At 58.9% G+C, this 19,141-nt stretch carries 16 protein-coding genes and 1 pseudogene; 4 read left to right on the plus strand and 13 right to left on the minus strand.

What is annotated here, in order from left to right:
• Nucleotides 1-5 precede the first annotated feature (5 nt).
• Nucleotides 6-1,409 carry a PTS fructose transporter subunit IIC gene (locus tag AA74_RS0106740; protein WP_025911989.1) on the minus strand — a complete coding sequence of 468 codons (1,404 nt, stop codon included), beginning with the start codon at nt 1,407-1,409 and terminating at the stop codon, nt 6-8.
• A gap of 179 nt (nt 1,410-1,588) precedes the next feature.
• Between AA74_RS0106740 and AA74_RS0106745 the strand changes: the two genes are divergently transcribed.
• Nucleotides 1,589-2,248, plus strand: coding sequence for a MurR/RpiR family transcriptional regulator (locus AA74_RS0106745; protein WP_023293418.1), 660 nt, complete (start codon nt 1,589-1,591; stop codon nt 2,246-2,248).
• 8 nt (nt 2,249-2,256) lie between these two features.
• Here the strand turns inward: AA74_RS0106745 and AA74_RS0106750 are convergent, their stop codons facing one another.
• The 4 genes from AA74_RS0106750 to treR form a co-directional block, all read right to left on the minus strand.
• Entirely contained in the window at nt 2,257-3,003 is a 747-nt protein-coding gene (locus AA74_RS0106750) for an oligogalacturonate-specific porin KdgM family protein (RefSeq protein WP_025911991.1), read from the minus strand.
• Nucleotides 3,004-3,138: 135 nt separating this feature from the next.
• Nucleotides 3,139-4,794, minus strand: coding sequence for an alpha,alpha-phosphotrehalase (treC, locus tag AA74_RS0106755; RefSeq protein WP_025911992.1), 1,656 nt, complete (start codon nt 4,792-4,794; stop codon nt 3,139-3,141).
• 51 nt (nt 4,795-4,845) lie between these two features.
• The gene (gene treB, locus AA74_RS0106760; protein ID WP_008501395.1) at nt 4,846-6,264 is read right to left on the minus strand and encodes a PTS trehalose transporter subunit IIBC; all 1,419 of its coding nucleotides are present in this window, start codon (nt 6,262-6,264) and stop codon (nt 4,846-4,848) included.
• Between the two features lie 129 nt (nt 6,265-6,393).
• Entirely contained in the window at nt 6,394-7,341 is a 948-nt protein-coding gene (gene treR / locus AA74_RS0106765) for a trehalose operon repressor TreR (RefSeq protein ID WP_025911994.1), read from the minus strand.
• A 391-nt stretch (nt 7,342-7,732) separates the two neighbouring features.
• Between treR and mgtA the strand changes: the two genes are divergently transcribed.
• Together mgtA and AA74_RS0106775 are read left to right on the plus strand one after the other, a co-directional pair.
• The gene (gene mgtA, locus AA74_RS0106770; protein WP_025911996.1) at nt 7,733-10,441 is read left to right on the plus strand and encodes a magnesium-translocating P-type ATPase; all 2,709 of its coding nucleotides are present in this window, start codon (nt 7,733-7,735) and stop codon (nt 10,439-10,441) included.
• 199 nt (nt 10,442-10,640) lie between these two features.
• On the plus strand, nt 10,641-13,025 hold the full coding sequence (locus tag AA74_RS0106775) for a beta-N-acetylhexosaminidase (protein ID WP_025911998.1): 2,385 nt from the start codon (nt 10,641-10,643) through the stop codon (nt 13,023-13,025).
• Nucleotides 13,026-13,077: 52 nt separating this feature from the next.
• Here AA74_RS0106775 and ridA read toward each other — a convergent pair whose 3' ends face one another.
• The 4 genes from ridA to AA74_RS1000000122695 form a co-directional block, all read right to left on the minus strand.
• On the minus strand, nt 13,078-13,464 hold the full coding sequence (ridA, locus tag AA74_RS0106780; protein WP_008501391.1) for a 2-iminobutanoate/2-iminopropanoate deaminase: 387 nt from the start codon (nt 13,462-13,464) through the stop codon (nt 13,078-13,080).
• Between the two features lie 73 nt (nt 13,465-13,537).
• Nucleotides 13,538-13,999, minus strand: coding sequence for an aspartate carbamoyltransferase regulatory subunit (gene pyrI, locus AA74_RS0106785; protein ID WP_008501390.1), 462 nt, complete (start codon nt 13,997-13,999; stop codon nt 13,538-13,540).
• Nucleotides 14,000-14,011: 12 nt separating this feature from the next.
• A complete protein-coding gene (gene pyrB / locus AA74_RS0106790; RefSeq protein ID WP_023326589.1) occupies nt 14,012-14,944 on the minus strand; it encodes an aspartate carbamoyltransferase in 933 nt (310 codons plus the stop codon).
• A 34-nt stretch (nt 14,945-14,978) separates the two neighbouring features.
• On the minus strand, nt 14,979-15,083 hold the full coding sequence (locus AA74_RS1000000122695) for a pyrBI operon leader peptide (protein WP_022646880.1): 105 nt from the start codon (nt 15,081-15,083) through the stop codon (nt 14,979-14,981).
• Here AA74_RS1000000122695 and AA74_RS1000000123370 point away from each other — a divergent pair.
• Nucleotides 15,063-15,180: pseudogene (locus tag AA74_RS1000000123370) on the plus strand (hypothetical protein). The gene AA74_RS1000000122695 and the pseudogene AA74_RS1000000123370 overlap by 21 nt on opposite strands.
• A gap of 3 nt (nt 15,181-15,183) precedes the next feature.
• Here AA74_RS1000000123370 and AA74_RS0106795 read toward each other — a convergent pair.
• The 4 genes from AA74_RS0106795 to arcC all read right to left on the minus strand — a co-directional run bounded on the left by AA74_RS0106795 (nt 15,184) and on the right by arcC (nt 19,137).
• A complete protein-coding gene (locus AA74_RS0106795; RefSeq protein WP_025912003.1) occupies nt 15,184-15,663 on the minus strand; it encodes an arginine repressor in 480 nt (159 codons plus the stop codon).
• Between the two features lie 80 nt (nt 15,664-15,743).
• The gene (locus tag AA74_RS0106800; RefSeq protein WP_008501387.1) at nt 15,744-17,147 is read right to left on the minus strand and encodes a YfcC family protein; all 1,404 of its coding nucleotides are present in this window, start codon (nt 17,145-17,147) and stop codon (nt 15,744-15,746) included.
• 47 nt (nt 17,148-17,194) lie between these two features.
• A complete protein-coding gene (argF, locus tag AA74_RS0106805) occupies nt 17,195-18,199 on the minus strand; it encodes an ornithine carbamoyltransferase (RefSeq protein WP_008501386.1) in 1,005 nt (334 codons plus the stop codon).
• A gap of 26 nt (nt 18,200-18,225) precedes the next feature.
• Complete coding sequence (gene arcC, locus AA74_RS0106810; RefSeq protein WP_023293410.1) at nt 18,226-19,137, minus strand: carbamate kinase; 912 nt, start codon at nt 19,135-19,137, stop codon at nt 18,226-18,228.
• Nucleotides 19,138-19,141: the final 4 nt, after the last annotated feature.

Here is a 19,141-nt window from a genome sequence, read left to right on the forward strand (position 1 = left end):
TCCCCTTACCTGGCGTTCTTTGGGCTGACATAGAGCACGCCCAGGGCGCAAATCAGTGCGCCAATAAAGACGCTCGCCAGGTAGCCCACCACATTGGTTGCCAGCGGCCAGCCCCAGATGGCAGGCAGAGGCAGCGTCTGCTTCACGCCAAGTGCAATGGCGATTAGCGCGCCGGCAACGGCACCGGTCATGAACACCGGGATCAGACGTGGGTTTTTCAGGATGAACGGGATCGCGCCTTCGGAAATCCCAATCACGCCCAGCAGCAACGAGGTACTCCCGACGGTTTTCTCTTCCCGGCTGAAGACATCCGGTAGTCCAAAGCGGCCGTTGAGAAACGCCGCAAAGCCGACGCCAATAGAGGGGATCACGATGGAGAGTTCGCGGGCGGTGAGATCAAACGTTTCGCTCATGCCATTCAGGCCGAGCGCGACCGAGCCTGCCGCCTTGTTGACCGGACCGCCCAGGTCGAACGCGGTGCCCGCGGCGATCATCGCGGAATAGAATCCGCGCCCGGTGTCACCTGCCGAGGTAAAAAAGACCACCATCAGCTGGTTAAGCGAGCCAAAAATCGGGTTGATCAGGTATTCCATGACCATCACCAGCGTAATGCCGGTGATCAGCGGGACGATCAGCATGGTCTTAATGGTGGTGAGCTGCTGGCGGACGTGAATGGAATCATTCAGCCAGCGCACCAGATAGCCTACAAAGAAGCCGATGCCAATCGCGCCAAAGAAGCCGGACGGCATAAAGCCTTCGATATCGAAGAAGCGCTTGTAGACCTCGTCTGACATGATGCCGCCGATAAGCCCGGGGATCAGCGCCGGTTTACCCGCAACGGAAAATGCCAGATACATGGCGAAAACAGGATACATGAACTTAATGGTCATAAAGCCCACTTTATCCAGCACGCTGAACGGCGAGTGGTCGATGTTAATAAACTGGCCGGTGATTTTGGCCGTTGCCATCATCAGCCCGCCCATGACCACCACTGGCAGCATATAGCTGATGGCCGCCATGATATGGCCGATAAAAGTCTGGTAAGCCGAACGCGGAAGATCGTCTTCGTCTTCGACGGTAGTGGAGGTGACGTTTTTTTCCATGGCCAGCGCCTGACGTAGATAGCGATCGGTATGCTTAATCAGCTCTTGCGTGCGGGTCTGAAGGTGGGGAACGTTTTCAAAGCGCTCGGCATCCTGAATGGGAACGTCGGTTGCCAGTATAATGGCTGTGGCGGAGGCGATATCCTGTTTCGTTAAGCGGTTTTTAACGCCGTCGCTGCCCTGCGTTTCGACCTTTACCTCGATATTGTGCTCTTTAGCCCATGTAGTAATTTTATTCGCCGCCATAAAGGTGTGCGCAATGCCTGTCGGGCAGGCCGTCACCGCGACAACTTTTTGTTTCGTCATTGTCATAATTCCCTGGATGTGAAAACAGGGAAAGTATAAAGAGAACCTAAACCGGTTTTTAATGTTTGCTAATACTAATTACGTATCGTGATACGCGTAAATGCAATGTGTGAAGCGTCTTCCAGAGACTATTTTCCCGTTGTGTTAGTATCATGCCGGGATTAAACAGGGCGTAATTTATGAATTCATTCCAGGGAAGTGAACGTTTGATATTTGAATACATTCAGCATCACGCATGTAATATTTCTAATATATCGGCAAAAGAGATTGCCCGTGATACCTTTACGACGACAACTTCCGTTAATCGTGTGTGTAAAAAAATGGGCTATAAAAGTTATACCGAGCTTCGGTATCGTTTTTTGCGCGATCATTTTACACCCGCACCCGTAGAGCCTGACGTAGGGCCGCAGGCGGACGATATTGTGGCGGAGGTGTCCGGGTTGCTTACCCATTCCAGCCATATCTATCTGTACGCACGGGGAGCCTCGCTCACCAGCCTCAATTACCTGTCGCGCTTTTTATCGCTGGCGAGCCTGCCGCACCTTATTTTGAATGATATGCACCAGCTGACACGGGTATCGAAGGGGACGCTGGTGCTGATCAGTAAATCTGGGGAGACGCAGTCGCTGATTGAAATGGCGCGTAACGCGTTGCGCAAAGGGTTAAAGATTATTGCGATTACCCGCGAGGGATCGACACTGGCGGCGATCTCATCGCTATGCTGGCCGTTACCGATCGACATTAACGCGGTATCGCTGTATCAGCGGGAAGGGCAACTTGAACTGTTAAGCGCCGTGGACCGTATCGGCTGCAGGCTGCTGCAGCACGATACGGTGTAGTCAGACCGTCAGAGTTGCTTCACTATCCCCAGACGTACGGCATAATCATTTTCATGACTGCCATCGGCAGTGATGTAGGTTTTATCCAGTGAAACCAGCTCGACGTAAGGCGTCCAGCCATCGTCGAGCTTGTAGTTGAACGCAACGGTATGCTCCCAGTAGGTGTCATCCCCGGTTCCCTGATCGACATCATCCTGCCAGCGGAAGCGCGGGTTGTAGGACATACCGAATTTGCCAATGTTATACGCGAACCAAATGTCGAACTGGTGTGACTGGCGGCGGGTGTAGCCGCTGCCGTCTACTTCTTTGTCGCTGTGTGCGTCATTGACGGTGTTATATCGGTAACGGGCGGAGAGGTTCAGACCGTTATCGAACGCTTTCCAGCCCTGAATGAAGGGGCGGTAATGGGTATTGCTGGCGGTGAAAACCGTCACCATGCCAGGCGCAACGGCGAAGCCATTACCCAGATCGAAGCGCCAGCGCGTTTCAATCTCCTGTGCTGCTTCCGTTAACCCTTTGTCATCGGGATTATATCGGTCGGTATCACCAAAAAAGGTATCGTTGTGGTTTTGTGCGGCTTCAATGGAGAAGTAAAAACCGTTATTTGCCTGATGCATGACCTTAATACGTGAATCATTTACGTCTGAGCGCGTATTATGACCAAATCGAAGGTCGACGGATGTATTTCCGCACCATCCCTGCGTGCTTAATAATAATGCGCTAATACACGTTGCTTTAATAATTGTCTTTTTCATCATATCCTGCCGAGGTTATTTAATTGGCAGGGCTATTTTTATTTTGGGCACAGCGTGATGTAAAAGTTATCGTCGTACATTTAGCGTATCGCTAAACATAAAAAAGGAGATACAGCATGCTGTATCTCCTGGTATTTATTCCTGCACCCACCAGATGGCTTCAAACGGGCGCAATAGCCGCGCATTGGGGCGGGAGGGAACGTCATCATAGTTGCCGAGAGCGACCCGCCAGGCGCCCTGTACCGGGTCCGGCTGCCACTGCTGGCGTTCCCGACTCAGGTTCGCCACCACCATCAGCGTCTGCCCCTGCCACTGGCGGCGATAGCACCACAGGGAAGGGTGTTCCGGCAGGAGATCCTCATAATCCCCCCACGTCAGCACCGGCAGGGTTTTGCGCAGGCGAATCAGCGACTGGTAGGTGTAGAACACCGAATCCGCATCGTCCAGCGCCGCGCGGGCGTTCACGGTTTCGTAGTTATCGCAGACCCCAATCCACGGCTCGCCCTCGGTAAAGCCCGCATTGTGCGACGCGTCCCACTGCATTGGGGTTCGCCCGTTGTCGCGGGACTTGCTCGCCAGAATCGCCAGTAATTCATCCGGCTCGCGGCCGCTGGCGCGCAGTTCGGCGAACATGTTTAGACTTTCCACGTCGCGATAGTCGGTGATGCGGCTGAAGTGCGGGTTGGTCATGCCAAGCTCTTCACCCTGATAGATATACGGCGTGCCCTGCATCCCGTGCAGCACCATGCCGAGCATCTTCGCCGCCGCTACGCGGTGTTCGCCTTCATCACCAAAGCGCGACACGATGCGCGGCTGATCGTGGTTACACCAGAACAGCGCATTCCAGGCTTTGTTGTGCATCCCCTGCTGCCAGTGGCGGAAGAGGGTTTTTAGCGCCACGAAGTCCGGCTTCGCCAGCGTCCACTTTTCGCCGCCCGGGTAGTCCACCTTCAGATGATGGAAGTTAAAGGTCATCGACAGCTCGCGCCCGTCGAGAGACGCATACTGCTGGCAGTTCTCCAGCGAGGTCGAGGACATCTCGCCCACCGTCATCAGGTTGCGCGGCGTAAAGACGTCGCGGCTCATCTCCTGGAGATATTCGTGGATGCGCGGCCCGTCGGTATAGAAGCGGCGACCGTCGCCGATGTTGTCGTCAGGGAAATCCTGATCTTTTGAAATCAGGTTAATGACGTCCAGACGCAGGCCGTCCACGCCGCGATCGGCCCAGAACTCGCACACCTTTTTCAGCTCGGCGCGCACCGCCGGGTTTTCCCAGTTGAGGTCCGCCTGCTCTGGCGCGAACAGGTGCAGGTAATACTGCTCGCTCTCCGCGTGCCAGCGCCAGGCGTTGCCGCCAAACTTGGAGCGCCAGTTGTTGGGAAGCTGCTCCGGCGTGCCGTCTCGCCAGATGTAGAACTGGCGGTACGGGCTCGCTTTGTTCAGCGACTCGCGGAACCAGGCGTGCTGGGTTGAGGTGTGGTTAAACACCATATCCAGCACGATGCGAATGCCGCGCGCGTGCGCCTCAGCGACCAGCTCGTCGAAATCATCCAGCGTGCCGTAGGCCGGATCGATGGCGGTGTAGTTCGCCACGTCGTAGCCGTTGTCCACCTGCGGAGAGATATAAAACGGCGTCAGCCAGATGGCGTCAATGCCGAGGGTTTTCAGATAGTCCAGACGCTGCGTCACGCCGCGTAAATCGCCGGTGCCGCTGCCGGTGGTGTCCTGGAAACTCTTTGGGTAAATCTGGTAGATGACGCCGTTCTGCCACCAGTGAGGAAGGGTATTCATAATGCGTTCCTGCAAATGCGAAGGGGCGCAACTGCGCCCCGAAAGATGAAGTTAAACAATCTGCAGCGAGCCCTGACGGAACTTACGCTGGTAAACCACGGTGGTCAGCGCCATTGGGACGATGATGGCGATGGCCATTGCCAGGGCAAACACCTGCCAGTAAGCGGGCTGGATGGAGAGGATGCCCGGCAGGCCGCCGACGCCAATCCCGTTCGCCATCACGCCGTTCAGTCCACACACCAGGCCTGCCAGACCGGAACCGATCATCGCGCAGAGCATCGGGAAGCGGTATTTCAGGTTGATACCGTACATTGCCGGTTCGGTGACGCCGAGGTAGGCGGAGATGGCCGCCGGAACGGAGATCTCGCGTTCGTTGTGCTTGCGGCTGACGATAATGATGCCGGTCACCGCGGACGCTTGGGCAATGTTAGACAGGGCGATAATCGGCCAGACCGGCGTGCCGCCGAGGCTCTGGATCATCTGCATATCAATGGCCAGCGTGGTCTGGTGCACGCCGGTGATCACCAGCGGGGCGTACAGGAAGCCAAACAGCGCGGCGCCAATCGGGGCGAAGCTGCCGGTCATAAGGTGACGCACCGCGAAGGCCACGCCGTCGCCAATCATGCGGCCAAACGGACCGATAAAGGCATGCGCCAGGAAGACCGCCAGAATCAGCGAGCAGACCGGCACCACCACCAGATAGAGATAATCCGGCACGATGCGTTTCAGTCGGGTTTCAATAAAGCCCAGCGCCAGGCCCGCCAGCAGGGCCGGAATGACCTGCGCCTGATAGCCCACTTTGGCGATGCTAAACAGGCCGAAGTTCCACACCTCTGGCACCTGTTGACCAAGTAAGTAAGCGTTCATTAACTGCGGAGAGACCAGCGTGACGCCGAGTACAATACCGAGGATCGGCGTACCGCCCATCTTGCGCACTGCGGACCAGCAAATCCCGACCGGCAGATAGAAGAAGATCGCTTCGCCAATCAGCCACAGGAAGTCGTACACGGTTTTCAGCGCCGGGTACATCTGCGCCAGGGTCTTGCCGTCGCTCATCGGCACGTCGCCGATGACGTTACGGAAGCCTAAAATCAGGCCTCCGCTGATCAGCGCCGGCAGCAGCGGGAAGAAGATCTCCGCGAAGTGGGAAATCAGCTGCTCGTGCCACTTCATATTCTGGCGCGCAGCCTTCTTGGCCTGCTCTTTATCCGCCGCGCTGTGCCCGGTGGTCGCCAGCAGAGCCTGATAGTAATCGCCCACTTCGGTACCAATCACCACCTGGAACTGACCGGCGTTGGTGAAGCAGCCTTTTACCATGGAAAGCTCTTCAATCGCCTTCGGGTTCGCTTTGGCCGGATCGTTCAGCACGAAGCGCAGGCGGGTAATGCAATGGCTGACGGTTGCGATGTTTTCGCGGCCGCCGACCAGGACGATCAGCTGATCGATATCTGCTTGTTTGACTTTACTCATCATGAAACCTCATGACAGATGGTGAGGGGGTGTAATGACCTGAGCGCAAGCCTACTCCTTCAGCGTGACGGCGAAAATGGGAACGTTCCCGAAATCGGGCGAAGATCACAATAAACCGATTGGTGGGGGTTATGAAAGGTGGGCAGGAATAACGATCTGACGCGGCTCTGCGCGCCCGGTGATCTGCTCGATCAGCTGCGCGGCGGCCTGTCTGCCGGACTCAGCGTAGCCCGGATCGACGGTGATGATCTCCGGGTGCAAAAACTTCATCAGCGGCGTGCTGCCGACGCTCGCGACCTGCAGACCGTCGATACGCTGCTCCTGCAGATATTTACTCGCGCCCAGCGCCAGCGTATCCGTGGCGCACACCAGCGCGGTGGTCTGCGGCGTCAGGACGCTGGCGACCTGCTCGTAGCCCTGCTTCATGCCCAGCCCCGGCAGGGAGGCCACGGCGGAGAGGTTGTGCTTTTTGCAAAACGCCAGATAGGCCTCATGGCGTCGCTTGCCGGTGGTAACGTCCGCGTGCGGTACGCCGAGGAAGCTGATGTGGCTATGGCCTTCGTCAAACAGGCGCTGCATCAGGGTGATAATCGCGCCCTCGTCGTCATAGCAGACGGAGGCAAAACCGTGGGCATCGCGCGCCAGCAGCACCAGCGACGGCTGCCAGGGTTTCAGCATCTCGTCTTTGATGCCGGTAAAGCCGAACAGCACCACGCCGTCAATGTTGCGCCGCTGAAGCATCCCCAGATGCTCTTCCACCAGCTGGGGCGAGAACTGGCTCTCCATCATGATCGGGTCATATCCCTGCTCATAGAAGGCGGGCAGCATGGTCTGCACGGCGAGGTTTTCAGACAGAGAATCCAGACGCGAGACAATGATGGCGACCACTTTGTCACTCTGCCCGCGCATGGCGCGCGCGGAGCGGGAAGGGGAAAAGCCGTGCTGATTCATGACCGCCTCAACGCGCTCGCGGGTGCGTTCGCTGACGCCGCTTTCGTTGTTCAGCACGCGTGAGACGGTCGATTTCCCCACGCCGCTTAAACGCGCGATGTCTTTAATCGTAAGGCGGTTCTGCATGCTGTATTCCCTGTAACAACGACAATGTAATGAATTGAGCCTAATGCTATAGCGCGATTTCGCTATGGGCTAAATCTGGTTTACGTTCGGTTTATTTGCAGGGGGGTATAATACCGCCCGAATCATCAAAAAGGGTACGCTTAAATCCTTATACTGCGCGGCGACACCCTACTTTTTACTTACCGGAGGCTTCATGGATCCCGATCCCACACCTCTCCTGAACGGGAGAATGCGTTCTTTCCGGTAAGCCAGCCTGCTGCTGACTCACCGGTGATGTGAGGCAGCAGCGTCCCAAACGTTCCTGCTTGAAAAATTGAGTGCCTCTCAGGTACGGCTTTGCCACGCCTGAAGGAAATGCTGCGTCCGCCTTTGCGGATGCGGAGGAATGACGATGTTTAAAAATATCACCCGGCAGCTGCAGGCCCTGCTGAGCCGCCACCTGCCACACCGTCTTGTTCAGCGCGACCCGCTGCCAAACGCCAAAAACATAGCGGGGGCGGCGATCCCCGCGTCCCTGACCGAACGCTGCCTGAACGTGGCGGCGATGGATGAAAACGAAGTCTGGCGCGCCTTTGGCGGGCACCCGGAAGGGCTGAACGCGGCAGAAGTGGAAAAAATCCGCGCCGTGCATGGCGATAACCTCATTCCGGCGCAAAAGCCCTCTCCGTGGTGGGTGCATCTGTGGCTCTGCTACCGCAACCCGTTCAACCTGCTGCTGACCGTGCTTGGCCTCATCTCCTACGCGACGGAAGATCTGTTTGCCGCAGGGGTGATTGCCCTGATGGTGGGCATCTCCACGCTGCTGAACTTTATTCAGGAGGCCCGCTCCACCAAAGCGGCGGACGCCCTGAAGGCGATGGTCAGCAACACCGCGACCGTCTCGCGCGTGATCAACGATCTCGGCGAAAACGCCTGGGTGGAATTGCCTATCGACCAGCTGGTGCCGGGCGATCTGGTGAAGCTGGCCGCGGGGGACATGATCCCGGCGGATTTACGCATCATCCAGGCGCGCGATCTGTTTGTGGCGCAGGCTTCCCTGACCGGCGAATCCCTGCCCGTTGAAAAGGTGGCGCGCAGCCGCGACCCGCAGCAGATGAACCCGCTCGAGTGCGACACCCTGTGCTTTATGGGCACCACGGTCGTCAGCGGCACCGCGCAGGCGATTGTCACCGCCACCGGGGGAAACACCTGGTTTGGTCAGCTTGCCGGGCGCGTCAGCGAGCAGGAGAGCGAGCCGAATGCCTTCCAGAAAGGGATTGGCCGCGTCAGCATGCTGCTGATCCGCTTTATGATGGTGATGACGCCAATCGTGCTGCTGATTAACGGCTACACCAAAGGCGACTGGTGGGAGGCGGCGCTGTTCGCGCTCTCCGTGGCGGTCGGCTTAACGCCGGAAATGCTGCCGATGATTGTGACCTCTACGCTGGCGCGCGGGGCGGTGAAGCTCTCTAAACAAAAGGTGATCGTCAAACACCTTGATGCCATTCAGAACTTTGGCGCGATGGACATTCTCTGCACCGATAAAACCGGCACTCTGACGCAGGACAAAATCGTGCTGGAGAACCACACCGATATCTCCGGCAAAACCAGCGAGCGCGTGCTGCACAGCGCGTGGCTGAACAGCCATTACCAGACCGGGCTGAAAAACCTGCTCGACGTCGCCGTGCTGGAAGGCGTGGACGAGGAGGCCGCCCGCACGCTCTCCGGCCGCTGGCAGAAGGTGGATGAGATCCCGTTCGACTTCGAGCGCCGCCGTATGTCGGTGGTGGTGAGCGAGCAGCCGAACGTGCATCAGCTGATCTGCAAAGGGGCGCTGCAGGAGATCCTCAACGTGTCGACGCAGGTACGCTATAACGGCGACATCGTGCCGCTGGACGACACCATGCTGCGCCGCATCAAGCGCGTCACCGACAACCTCAACCGTCAGGGGCTGCGCGTGGTGGCGGTGGCGAGCAAGTTCCTGCCCGCGCGGGAGGGGGATTACCAGCGTATTGACGAATCCGATCTGATCCTCGAGGGCTACATCGCCTTCCTCGATCCGCCGAAAGAGACCACCGCCCCGGCGCTGAAGGCGCTGAAGGCGAGCGGTATTACCGTGAAAATCCTCACCGGCGACAGCGAGCTGGTGGCGGCCAAAGTGTGCCACGAGGTTGGGCTGGACGCGGGCGACGTGGTGGTGGGGAGCGATATTGAACATCTCTCTGATGACGAACTGGCGAAGCTGGCCCAGCGCACCACGCTGTTTGCCCGCCTGACGCCGATGCACAAAGAGCGCATCGTCACCCTGCTTAAGCGAGAAGGGCACGTGGTGGGCTTCATGGGCGACGGCATCAACGATGCGCCCGCCCTGCGTGCGGCGGATATCGGTATCTCCGTAGACGGGGCGGTCGATATTGCCCGCGAAGCGGCGGATATCATTCTGCTGGAAAAGAGCCTGATGGTGCTGGAGGAGGGCGTGATCGAAGGGCGCCGTACCTTTGCCAATATGCTCAAGTACATCAAGATGACCGCCAGCTCCAACTTCGGTAACGTCTTCAGCGTGCTGGTGGCGAGCGCGTTTCTGCCGTTCCTGCCGATGCTGCCGCTGCACCTGCTGATCCAGAACCTGATGTATGACGTGTCTCAGGTGGCGATCCCGTTTGATAACGTGGACGACGAGCAGATCCAGAAGCCGCAGCACTGGAACCCGGCAGATCTTGGGCGCTTTATGCTGTTCTTTGGCCCGATCAGCTCCATCTTCGACATCCTGACCTTCTGCCTGATGTGGTTTGTGTTCCATGCCAACACCCCGGAACATCAGACGCTGTTCCAGTCCGGCTGGTTCGTGGTCGGGCTGCTGTCGCAGACGCTGATTGTGCACATGATCCGCACCCGCCGCATTCCGTTTATCCAGAGCCGCGCCGCGTGGCCGCTGATTGTGATGACGGGGATTGTGATGGCGCTCGGCATCGCGCTGCCGTTCTCACCGCTGGCAAGCTACCTGCAGCTGCAGGCGCTGCCGCTGAGCTACTTCCCGTGGCTGGTGGCGATCCTCGCCGGTTATATGGTGCTGACCCAGATGGTGAAAGGGTTCTATGCGCGTCGGTATGGGTGGCAGTAACGGCAAGCCCGGTGGCGCTGCGCTTACCGGGCCTACGATCCGAACGTAGGCCGGGTAAGGCGAAGCCGCCACCCGGCAATAGCTTTCCTCCCAAATTCAACAACCTGTGATCTCCGTCGGCGCATTCGCTTGACGACAAAATGAGCGCATGTTAACAGAATGTTTTGCCTTTATTTGGCCCGTCAGATAAGGAACATTCATGTTACGGTACAGTCTCTTAACCGCCGGGCTGATGCTCGGCGCCTCTGCCTTTGCCGCCCCGGCAGGGGATCTCCCCTTAATGCCCTGGCCTGCGAAGGTCGAACGCCAGACGACCCAGGGCGCACTGGTGCTTAGCAACAACGTTTCTGTAAGCGTCAGCGGGGACGATCTCGGTGACGCCGTCAACCGACTGCGCCAGCGCATCGCCCTGCAAACCGGCTGGACGCTGCAGCCTCAGGCTGAAAAGCCAGACAAACCAACTATCCGCATCGCCATCGCTAAAAAGGTGAAGCCGCAGCCGCTGCCGGACAGCGATGAAAGCTATAAGCTCACGGTGGACGCCAACGGCGTGAACATCTCCGCCAACACCCGCTTCGGTGCCTTGCGCGCCATGGAAACCCTGCTCCAGCTAGTGCAGAACGGGGCGGAAAACACCTCGATCCCGTGGGTGACCATTGAAGATTCACCGCGCTTCCCGTGGCGCGGGCTGCTGCTCGATTCGGCACGCCACTTTCTCCCGCTGCCGGATATCAAACGCCAGATCGACGGCATGGCCGCGGCGAAGCTCAACGTGCTGCACTGGCATTTGACCGACGACCAGGGCTGGCGCTTCAGCTCGAAGCGTTATCCAAAATTAACCCAGCTTGCCAGCGACGGGCTGTTCTACACGCCTGAGCAGATGCGCGAGGTGGTGCGTTACGCCGCCGAGCGCGGTATTCGCGTGGTGCCGGAGATCGACATGCCGGGCCACGCCTCGGCGATTGCCGTGGCCTACCCGGAGCTAATGAGCGCGCCGGGGCCGTACGCCATGGAACGCCACTGGGGCGTGCTGAAGCCGGTGCTGGATCCCACAAAAGACGCTACTTACGCTTTTGCCGACGCGATGGTCAGCGAACTGGCGGCGATCTTCCCCGATCCGTATCTGCACATCGGCGGTGACGAGGTGGACGACAGCCAGTGGAAAGCGAATCCGGCCATCCAGCAGTTTATGCGCGACAACAGGCTGGCGGACAGCCACGCGCTGCAGGCGTACTTCAACCGCAGGCTGGAAACGATCCTTGAGAAGCATCACCGCCAGATGGTCGGCTGGGATGAGATCTACCATCCCGATCTGCCGAAAAGCATTCTGATCCAGTCCTGGCAGGGCCAGGACGCGCTGGGGCAGGTGGCGCAGAGCGGCTACAAGGGCATTCTGTCGACCGGCTTTTATCTCGACCAGCCCCAGTCCACCGCCTATCACTACCGCAACGAGATCGTCCCGCAGGGGTTAAACGGCGTGGACGTGATAGCGGATACCGACAGCGCCCAGAGCTGGGCCTTCTCCATGCCGCGCCTGAAGGGCAAGCCGGTGGAGGGGAGCTTCACGCTGGTGAAAGGGGATGCCGGCTGGCGCGGGTTTATTGATTTTGCCGGGAAATCCCGCCGCGCGGTGCAGGATATTGAATGGCGGGATGACAATCAGGTGACCTTCACCGTCGATACCTGGATGGGCGAAACGCGCCCGGTTGTCACCGTTGATAACGACAAACTCTCCGGTTATTTCCTCGTCGGGAATACGCGCTACCCGATTAGCGGCACGCGTCTGGACGACGTGCCGAAAGGCGTTCCGCCCGTCGTGCCGGACGTGGCGAACCAGTCCAACCTGCTCGGCGGCGAAGCGGCGCTGTGGGCGGAAAACGTGGTGGCGCCGGTGCTGGATATTCGCCTGTGGCCGCGTACGTTTGCGGTGGCGGAGCGGCTCTGGTCCGCGCAGGACGTCAACGACGTCGACAACATGTACACCCGCCTGCAGGCGATGGACAGCTGGTCGACGGTGTCGGTCGGGCTGCAGCAGCATACCCAGCAGCAGGTGCAGTTCACGCGCCTCGCCGGTAATGCCGACACCCTGCCGCTGCAGGTCCTCGCGCAGGCGATTGAACCGGCTCAGTATTACACCCGCCAGCACCTGAAGTTCCGGGCCGGAAACTACCATCAGTTCGAGCCGCTCAACCGCTTTGCGGATGCGCTGAACGCCGAAAGCACCACCGTGCGCCAGATGCACAAGTGGGCGGACCGCCTGGTGAGCGATGCGGAAGACACGGAAAGCGCCGACGCCCTGCGCCACGTCTTTAACCGCTGGCAGAGCAACACCAGCGACGCGCTGGCCTTAAGCGAAAACAGCTATCAGCTGAAGGCGATAAAGCCGGTGATCCAGGAGGTGGATAAGCTGGCGTCGATTGGCCTGCGGCTCACCGACCTGGTGGCGCGTCAGGGCACGCTGGATGACAAAGAGATCGCCTCGATTCAGAGCGAGCTGGATAACGCGGCGAAGGTGCAGGACGAAGTGGTGATTGCGGCGGTGTACCCGCTGGAGACGCTGCTTCGCGCCACGCGGAATCAGTAGCGGGCCATAAAAAAAGGCAGCCTGGGCTGCCTTTTTTCATCGCCAAAGCGAATTAGCGACGAACGGCAATCGCTTCGATTTCAATTTTCACGTCTTTTGGCAGACGCGCCACTTCCACGCAGGAGCGCGCCGGGAAGGTGGCGTTATGCTCGGTGAAGAACGCTTCGTAGGTGGCGTTAACGGTCGCGAAATCGTTCAGATCCTTCACGAACACGGTGGTTTTCACGATATCACCCACTTTCAGGCCGGCAGATTCAACGATAGCCTGCACGTTTTCCAGCGACTGACGCGCCTGCGCCGCGACATCTTCCGGCACCGCGCCGGTTTTTGGGTTTACGGGGATCTGACCTGAAGTGATGATCATGCTGCCCAGATCAACGCCCTGAACGTAAGGGCCGATAGCGGCTGGTGCATTTTCCGTCGCGAGTACTTTGCTCATGTTTTCTCCAGAATTACAGCGTTAAGAATGTTCCCGGCCATTATAACAGCCGGGATTTCATTACCAACCTCAATTAGTTGGCCAGCACCACATAATGAGAAAACTCTTTTTCGCAGTATTTGCATTTGAGCGCGATGTCATTCGCGCGCTTTTTCACTGCGAAACTGGAGGAAACCGGTTCAGCATGACTGATGCAGTTGCTGTTCGGGCAGACCAGCACGCTTTCGATACGTTCTGGCAGGCTCGGGCGGGATTTGCCGACCACTTCGTACTCGTCGATGCGGTTGACCGTGGCGTCCGGTGCGTACAGCGACAGCTGGTTAACCTGCTCGTCGGTCAGGAAGGTGTTCTCAATTTTAATCAGGTCCTTGCGGCCCATTTCACCCGACGGCAGATTCAGGCCGATGGTGATGCGCTGGTCGGTTTCGGTCAGTTTGAAAAGCGTCAGCAGCTTAAAGCCCACCTGTGCAGGGATGTGGTCAATCACGGTGCCACGCTTGATGGCTTCAACCTGGAGTTTGTTATCGTGTGTCATGGTCGTCTCCCCTTACAGAGCTAATTCGCGATTCAGAACCAGTGCCAGTAACGCCTGGCGAGCGAAGATGCCGTTCCCGGCCTGCTGGAAGTACCAGGCGTGCGGCGTTTTATCCACGTCTGTGGTGATCTCATCGATGCGCGGCAGCGGATGCAGGACCTTCATGTTGTCGCGCGCGCCTTCCAGGTCGCTGGCGCGCAGCACGAACTGCGCCTTCACGTTGGCGTATTCGGACGGGTCCAGACGCTCTTTCTGCACGCGGGTCATGTACAGAATATCCACGTGGCTCATCACCTCTTCGATGCTGGCATGCAGGCTCCACGCAATGCCTTTCTCGTCCAGCATGTCGAGAATGTACTGCGGCATCGCCAGCGCCTCCGGGGCAATGAAGTAGAAGCGGTTGCCGTTAAATTTCGCCAGCGCCTGGGTCAGGGAGTGGACGGTGCGGCCATACTTCAGGTCGCCAACCATGGCGATATTCAGGTTCTCAAGCGTGCCCTGCGTCTCCTGAATGGTGAACAGATCCAGCAGCGTCTGCGTTGGGTGCTGGTTGGCACCGTCACCGGCGTTCAGCACCGGAATGCCGCCGGAAAACTCGGTTGCCAGGCGCGCCGCGCCCTCCTGCGGGTGACGCATCACAATCGCGTCGACGTAGGTGCTGATCACTGAAATGGTATCCGCCAGGGTCTCGCCTTTTTTACCCAGCGACGTGTTGCTGCTGTCAGAGAAGCCCACCACGCTCGCGCCCAGGCGGTGCATGGAGGTCTCAAAGGAGAGGCGGGTGCGGGTCGAGGCTTCAAAGAAGCAGCTCGCAATCACCTTGTGCTTCAGCAGCTCCGGTTGCGGATTGGCCTTCAGTTTTGCCGCGGTTTCCAGAACCAGTTCCAGCTCTTCGCGGCTGAGGTCGTTTATGGAAATGATGTGTTTTTGATAAAGCGGATTCATGTTTATCTCCTGACGCCGGGCAAAAAAAAGCCCCTCAAATGAGGGGCTCTGGGAATAGGTTTAGCAACGGGAAGAAAAACGGCAGGCCAGCGTCTGATTTCAGACGCGGTAAGACGTTATGTCGTACACGCTTGACCATGCTTCCTCCCGGCAAATTGTCGGGCATTATACGCAGCTCGCTTTTCGGATCAAGCGATTTAATGCACGCTTTACTCAATGCAAACGGTTCTTTGTGAATATTAATGCGTTCTGAGTAAATAATTAATTTGCTTATGCACCAGCGCGGTGCGCTTTACCACCCGGGGGGCGACCCAGACAATACTGCTGCCGGCCACCACGCCTAAAATTTCCGGAAGCTGGTGATAATCCAGAATACGCGCCACCGCGCGGCCATATCCGGCGACGGTATGGACAAGGATAAACTCGCTATTATGCTCAACGCTGACCACCATTTCCGAAACGGTACGCGCGGCGTCGGGGGCAGGGCGCAGCTGAGGATTCAACGAATAAATCTTTAGCCCTTTGGCATTTCGAATTTTTATGACTCCGAGCAACTTCAGCAATCGCGAAACGGTCGACTGGCTGATGCTGTCAAACCCTCTCTCCTGCAGGTCGCGGCGAATCTCTTCCTGCGAAAGGTAACTCTTTTCGGCGATCAAACGCTGGCACACCGTGAGCTGCAGCTGTTCTTTGGGAGAGTACTCTTCGTAATCCATCATGTTTCCCATATCAGTTCCCGAAATAACCGGTGACACCGCACCGATCCGTAGGCCGGATAAGCGCAGCGCCATCCGGCAAATTACAACAACGCCCCCAGACTTAACGCCACCATAATCACCACCGTCAGGATCGCCAGCAGCGGCGCCACCCATTTCAGGTAGCGCACGTAAGGTACCCGGGCGATAGCCAGCCCGCCCATGACCACCGCAGAGGTCGGCGTGACGAGGTTAACGATGCCGGAGGCCGACTGGTAAGCCGTAACCACCAGGTCGCGGTTGACGTTAGCGAAATCAGCAAGCGGCGCCATGATCGGCATCGTCAGAACGGCCAGGCCGGATGAAGAAGGCACAAGAAACGACAGCACGACTTCCAGCCAGTACATCACGTTGATAAACGCTACCGTGGACAACCCGCTGACCAGCCCTTCCGCGCTGTGCAAAATGGTGTGGGTAATCATGCCCTTATCCATGATGACTACGATACCGCGCGCGATGCCGATAATCAGCGCGACGCCCAGCAAATCTCGCGCGCCGTTGATAAACGTCGACGTCAGCTCCTCTTCGCTCATGCGGGCAATCAGGCCGACGATGATCGCGCTGGCGAGAAACACCGCTGAAATCTCCGCCATCCACCAGCCCAGCACCGCCACGCCGTAAATCATCACCGCGAAGGCCAGAGCGAAAATCACCAGGATGATTTTGCGCACCGGGGTGAATTCCAGGGACTGTTCGCCCTTGTTGCCGAGGAAATGGGCGAGGTTCTCCTCCTGCTTGTCTGCAACGATGGACTGCGAGGGATCCTTGCGTACCTTGCGGGCGTAGCGCATCACCCACGCCACGCAGATGATCCAGCCGATGACCAGCAGCGCCACGCGCAGGGCGATGCCGTTGGTGAAGGGGATCCCGGCGGCGTTGGCGGCGATCACCGTGGCAAACGGGTTAATGGTGGAGCCGAGGGTGCCGATCCCCGCCCCGAGCAGCACGGTAGAGGCGGCGACAACCGGATCGAACCGCGCGGCCAGCATCACCGGCACCAGTAAGGTATAGAAGGGCAGCGACTCTTCGGCCATACCGTAAATCGTGCCGCCTGCGGCAAACAGCGCCATCAGGATCGGGATCATCCACTCCTCGCGTCCGCGCAGCCGGGTGGTTACACGCTCGATCCCGGCGTCAATCGCCCCGGTTTTGGTGACGATCCCGAGGAATCCCCCGATGATCAGAATAAACAGCGCCACGTCGATCGCCCCGGCCTGGCCGGATTCCGGATCGTACAGCCCGGCAATCGGCGCCATCAGCACCGAAACCAGCCCCTGCGGATGCGCCGCGACGTGCGCGTAGGTGCCTGCAACGGGGACGTCTTTGCCGAGCGCCTCGTTCATTGCCATATGGTACTGCCCGGCCGGGACAATCCACGTCAGCACGGCCACGACGGCAATCAGAAAAAAGAGAATGGTGTAAGCGGAGGGAAACTTGAACTTGCCCATGATGTTCTCCTGAAACCCGGCGCACCCCGCGGCGCGCCGGGCGGTGATTAGTCGCCGAGTGTCGCCACCATGACCGCTTTAATGGTGTGCATGCGGTTCTCTGCTTCGTCGAAGACGATGGAGTTCGGTGATTCGAAGACCTCTTCCGTTACTTCCAGCCCCTTCAGCCCGTACGCCATCTCGATCTCGCGGCCCACCTTAGTGTGCTCGTTGTGGAATGCCGGCAGGCAGTGCATGAATTTGACGTTCGGGTTGCCGGTGGCCTTCATCACCTGCGCGTTAATCTGATACGGCTTCATCAGGCTGACGCGCTCGGCCCAGGCTTCCTTCGGCTCGCCCATGGAGACCCACACGTCGGTGTAGAGGAAATCGGTCCCCTGCACGCCTTCTTCCACGTCGTCGGTGAGGGTGATGCGCGCGCCCGTCTCTTTCGCAATGGCGCGGCACTGCTCAACCAGCCCCGCTTCCGGCCAGAAGGATTTCGGCGCAACGAGGCGGATATCCATCCCCATCTTGGCCGCACCGACCATCAGGGAGTTGCCCATGTTGTTGCGCGCGTCGCCGAGATAGGCAAAGCTCAGCTCAGGCAGGGTTTTGCCCGGGGAGTGCTCCAGCATGGTCATCAGGTCGGCGAGAATTTGGGTCGGGTGGAACTCGTCGGTCAGGCCGTTCCATACCGGCACGCCCGCGTACTCGCCCAGCTCTTCGACGATGGCCTGGCCGTAGCCGCGGTATTCGATGCCGTCGTACATGCGGCCCAGCACGCGGGCGGTGTCTTTCATCGACTCTTTATGGCCAATCTGCGAGCCGCTTGGGCCGAGATAGGTGACCTGCGCGCCCTGGTCGAACGCGCCCACTTCGAAGGCGCAGCGGGTGCGGGTGGAGGTTTTTTCAAAGATCAGGGCGATGTTTTTCCCGACCAGGGTTTGCTTCTCGCGCCCGGCTTTTTTGGCGGCCTTGAGCTCGATGGCGAGGTCGATCAGGTACTGGATCTCCGCCGGGGTGTAGTCCAGCAGTTTCAGGAAGTTGCGGTTTTTCAGGTTGATGGTCATGGGTAAATCCTTTTTAAAATGAGTGTTCAGTTACGAATCAACGTGCCTTTCTCGCCCGCGAGGATCTCCGCGCCGTCGGCCAGCGCGCCGATCCCGGCTATCCCGTTGCAGGCTTCAACGAACTCGCGGCAGGCGGCCACCTTCGGCCCCATCGATCCGGCGTCGAACTGCATGCCCCTGAGCAGCTCCGGCGTTACCTGCGCCAGCGGACGCTGGGTTGGTTTGCCCCAGTCGAGGTACACCGCGTCGGCATCGGTCAAAATCAGCAGGGCATCGGCTTCGATCTGGCGCGCCAGCAGGGCGGCGGAGAGGTCTTTATCGATTACCGCCTCGATCCCGCGATAGCCGTTGGCCTGTTCCACCACCGGCACCCCGCCGCCGCCGTTGCAGATCACCAGGTGATCGCGCTGGATCAGCGCCGTGATGGCGTCGCTCTCAACGATGCGCTTCGGCTGCGGCGACGGCACCACGCGGCGGACGTAGCTGCCGTCGGCCTTAAACACCCAGCCTTTCTCTGCGGCCAGCGTTTTTGCCTGGGCTTCGCTGTACACCGGGCCGATGTATTTGGTCGGGTTGCTGAAGGCCGGGTCGGCGGCGTCCACTTCCACCTGGGTGAGCAGAACGCTCACCTCCCGCTGCGGCAGGCTGTTTTTCAGCGCCTGCTGGAGCATGTAGCCGATCATTCCCTGGCTTTCGGCGCCAAGAACGTCCAGCGGGTAGGGCGTGACTTTGTCGTAGGCGCTGTTTTGCAGCGCCAGCAGTCCGACCTGCGGGCCGTTGCCGTGCACAAGCACCACGCGCCACTGCGCCGTTAAGCCGGCGATGGTGCGGGCGGCCTGCTCGATGTTCTGGCGCTGGATCTCCGCTTCCAGCGGCTCGCCGCGCTTGAGCAGCGCGTTGCCGCCCAGGGCCACAACCAGAGTGGGTTTTCGTTCCATGATG

Source organism: Enterobacter sp. 5-4 (genome assembly GCF_000612205.1).
GTDB classification, from domain to species: domain Bacteria; phylum Pseudomonadota; class Gammaproteobacteria; order Enterobacterales; family Enterobacteriaceae; genus Enterobacter; species Enterobacter roggenkampii.

Excerpts from the sequence above, each read along its gene's own strand:
- AA74_RS0106745 (WP_023293418.1), top strand. The coding sequence starts at position 1,589 with ATGAATTCATTCCAGGGAAGTGAACGTTTGATATTTGAATACATTCAG.
- argF (WP_008501386.1), bottom strand. The coding sequence starts at position 18,199 with ATGACCATCAACCTGAAAAACCGCAACTTCCTGAAACTGCTGGACTAC.
- mgtA (WP_025911996.1), top strand. The coding sequence starts at position 7,733 with ATGTTTAAAAATATCACCCGGCAGCTGCAGGCCCTGCTGAGCCGCCAC.
- treB (WP_008501395.1), bottom strand. The coding sequence starts at position 6,264 with ATGAGTAAAGTCAAACAAGCAGATATCGATCAGCTGATCGTCCTGGTC.
- AA74_RS0106800 (WP_008501387.1), bottom strand. The coding sequence starts at position 17,147 with ATGGGCAAGTTCAAGTTTCCCTCCGCTTACACCATTCTCTTTTTTCTG.
- treC (WP_025911992.1), bottom strand. The coding sequence starts at position 4,794 with ATGAATACCCTTCCTCACTGGTGGCAGAACGGCGTCATCTACCAGATT.
- pyrB (WP_023326589.1), bottom strand. The coding sequence starts at position 14,944 with ATGAATCCGCTTTATCAAAAACACATCATTTCCATAAACGACCTCAGC.
- AA74_RS1000000122695 (WP_022646880.1), bottom strand. The coding sequence starts at position 15,083 with ATGGTCAAGCGTGTACGACATAACGTCTTACCGCGTCTGAAATCAGAC.
- AA74_RS0106740 (WP_025911989.1), bottom strand. The coding sequence starts at position 1,409 with ATGACGAAACAAAAAGTTGTCGCGGTGACGGCCTGCCCGACAGGCATT.
- arcC (WP_023293410.1), bottom strand. The coding sequence starts at position 19,137 with ATGGAACGAAAACCCACTCTGGTTGTGGCCCTGGGCGGCAACGCGCTG.
- AA74_RS0106750 (WP_025911991.1), bottom strand. The coding sequence starts at position 3,003 with ATGAAAAAGACAATTATTAAAGCAACGTGTATTAGCGCATTATTATTA.
- AA74_RS0106795 (WP_025912003.1), bottom strand. The coding sequence starts at position 15,663 with ATGATGGATTACGAAGAGTACTCTCCCAAAGAACAGCTGCAGCTCACG.
- AA74_RS0106775 (WP_025911998.1), top strand. The coding sequence starts at position 10,641 with ATGTTACGGTACAGTCTCTTAACCGCCGGGCTGATGCTCGGCGCCTCT.
- treR (WP_025911994.1), bottom strand. The coding sequence starts at position 7,341 with ATGCAGAACCGCCTTACGATTAAAGACATCGCGCGTTTAAGCGGCGTG.
- pyrI (WP_008501390.1), bottom strand. The coding sequence starts at position 13,999 with ATGACACACGATAACAAACTCCAGGTTGAAGCCATCAAGCGTGGCACC.
- ridA (WP_008501391.1), bottom strand. The coding sequence starts at position 13,464 with ATGAGCAAAGTACTCGCGACGGAAAATGCACCAGCCGCTATCGGCCCT.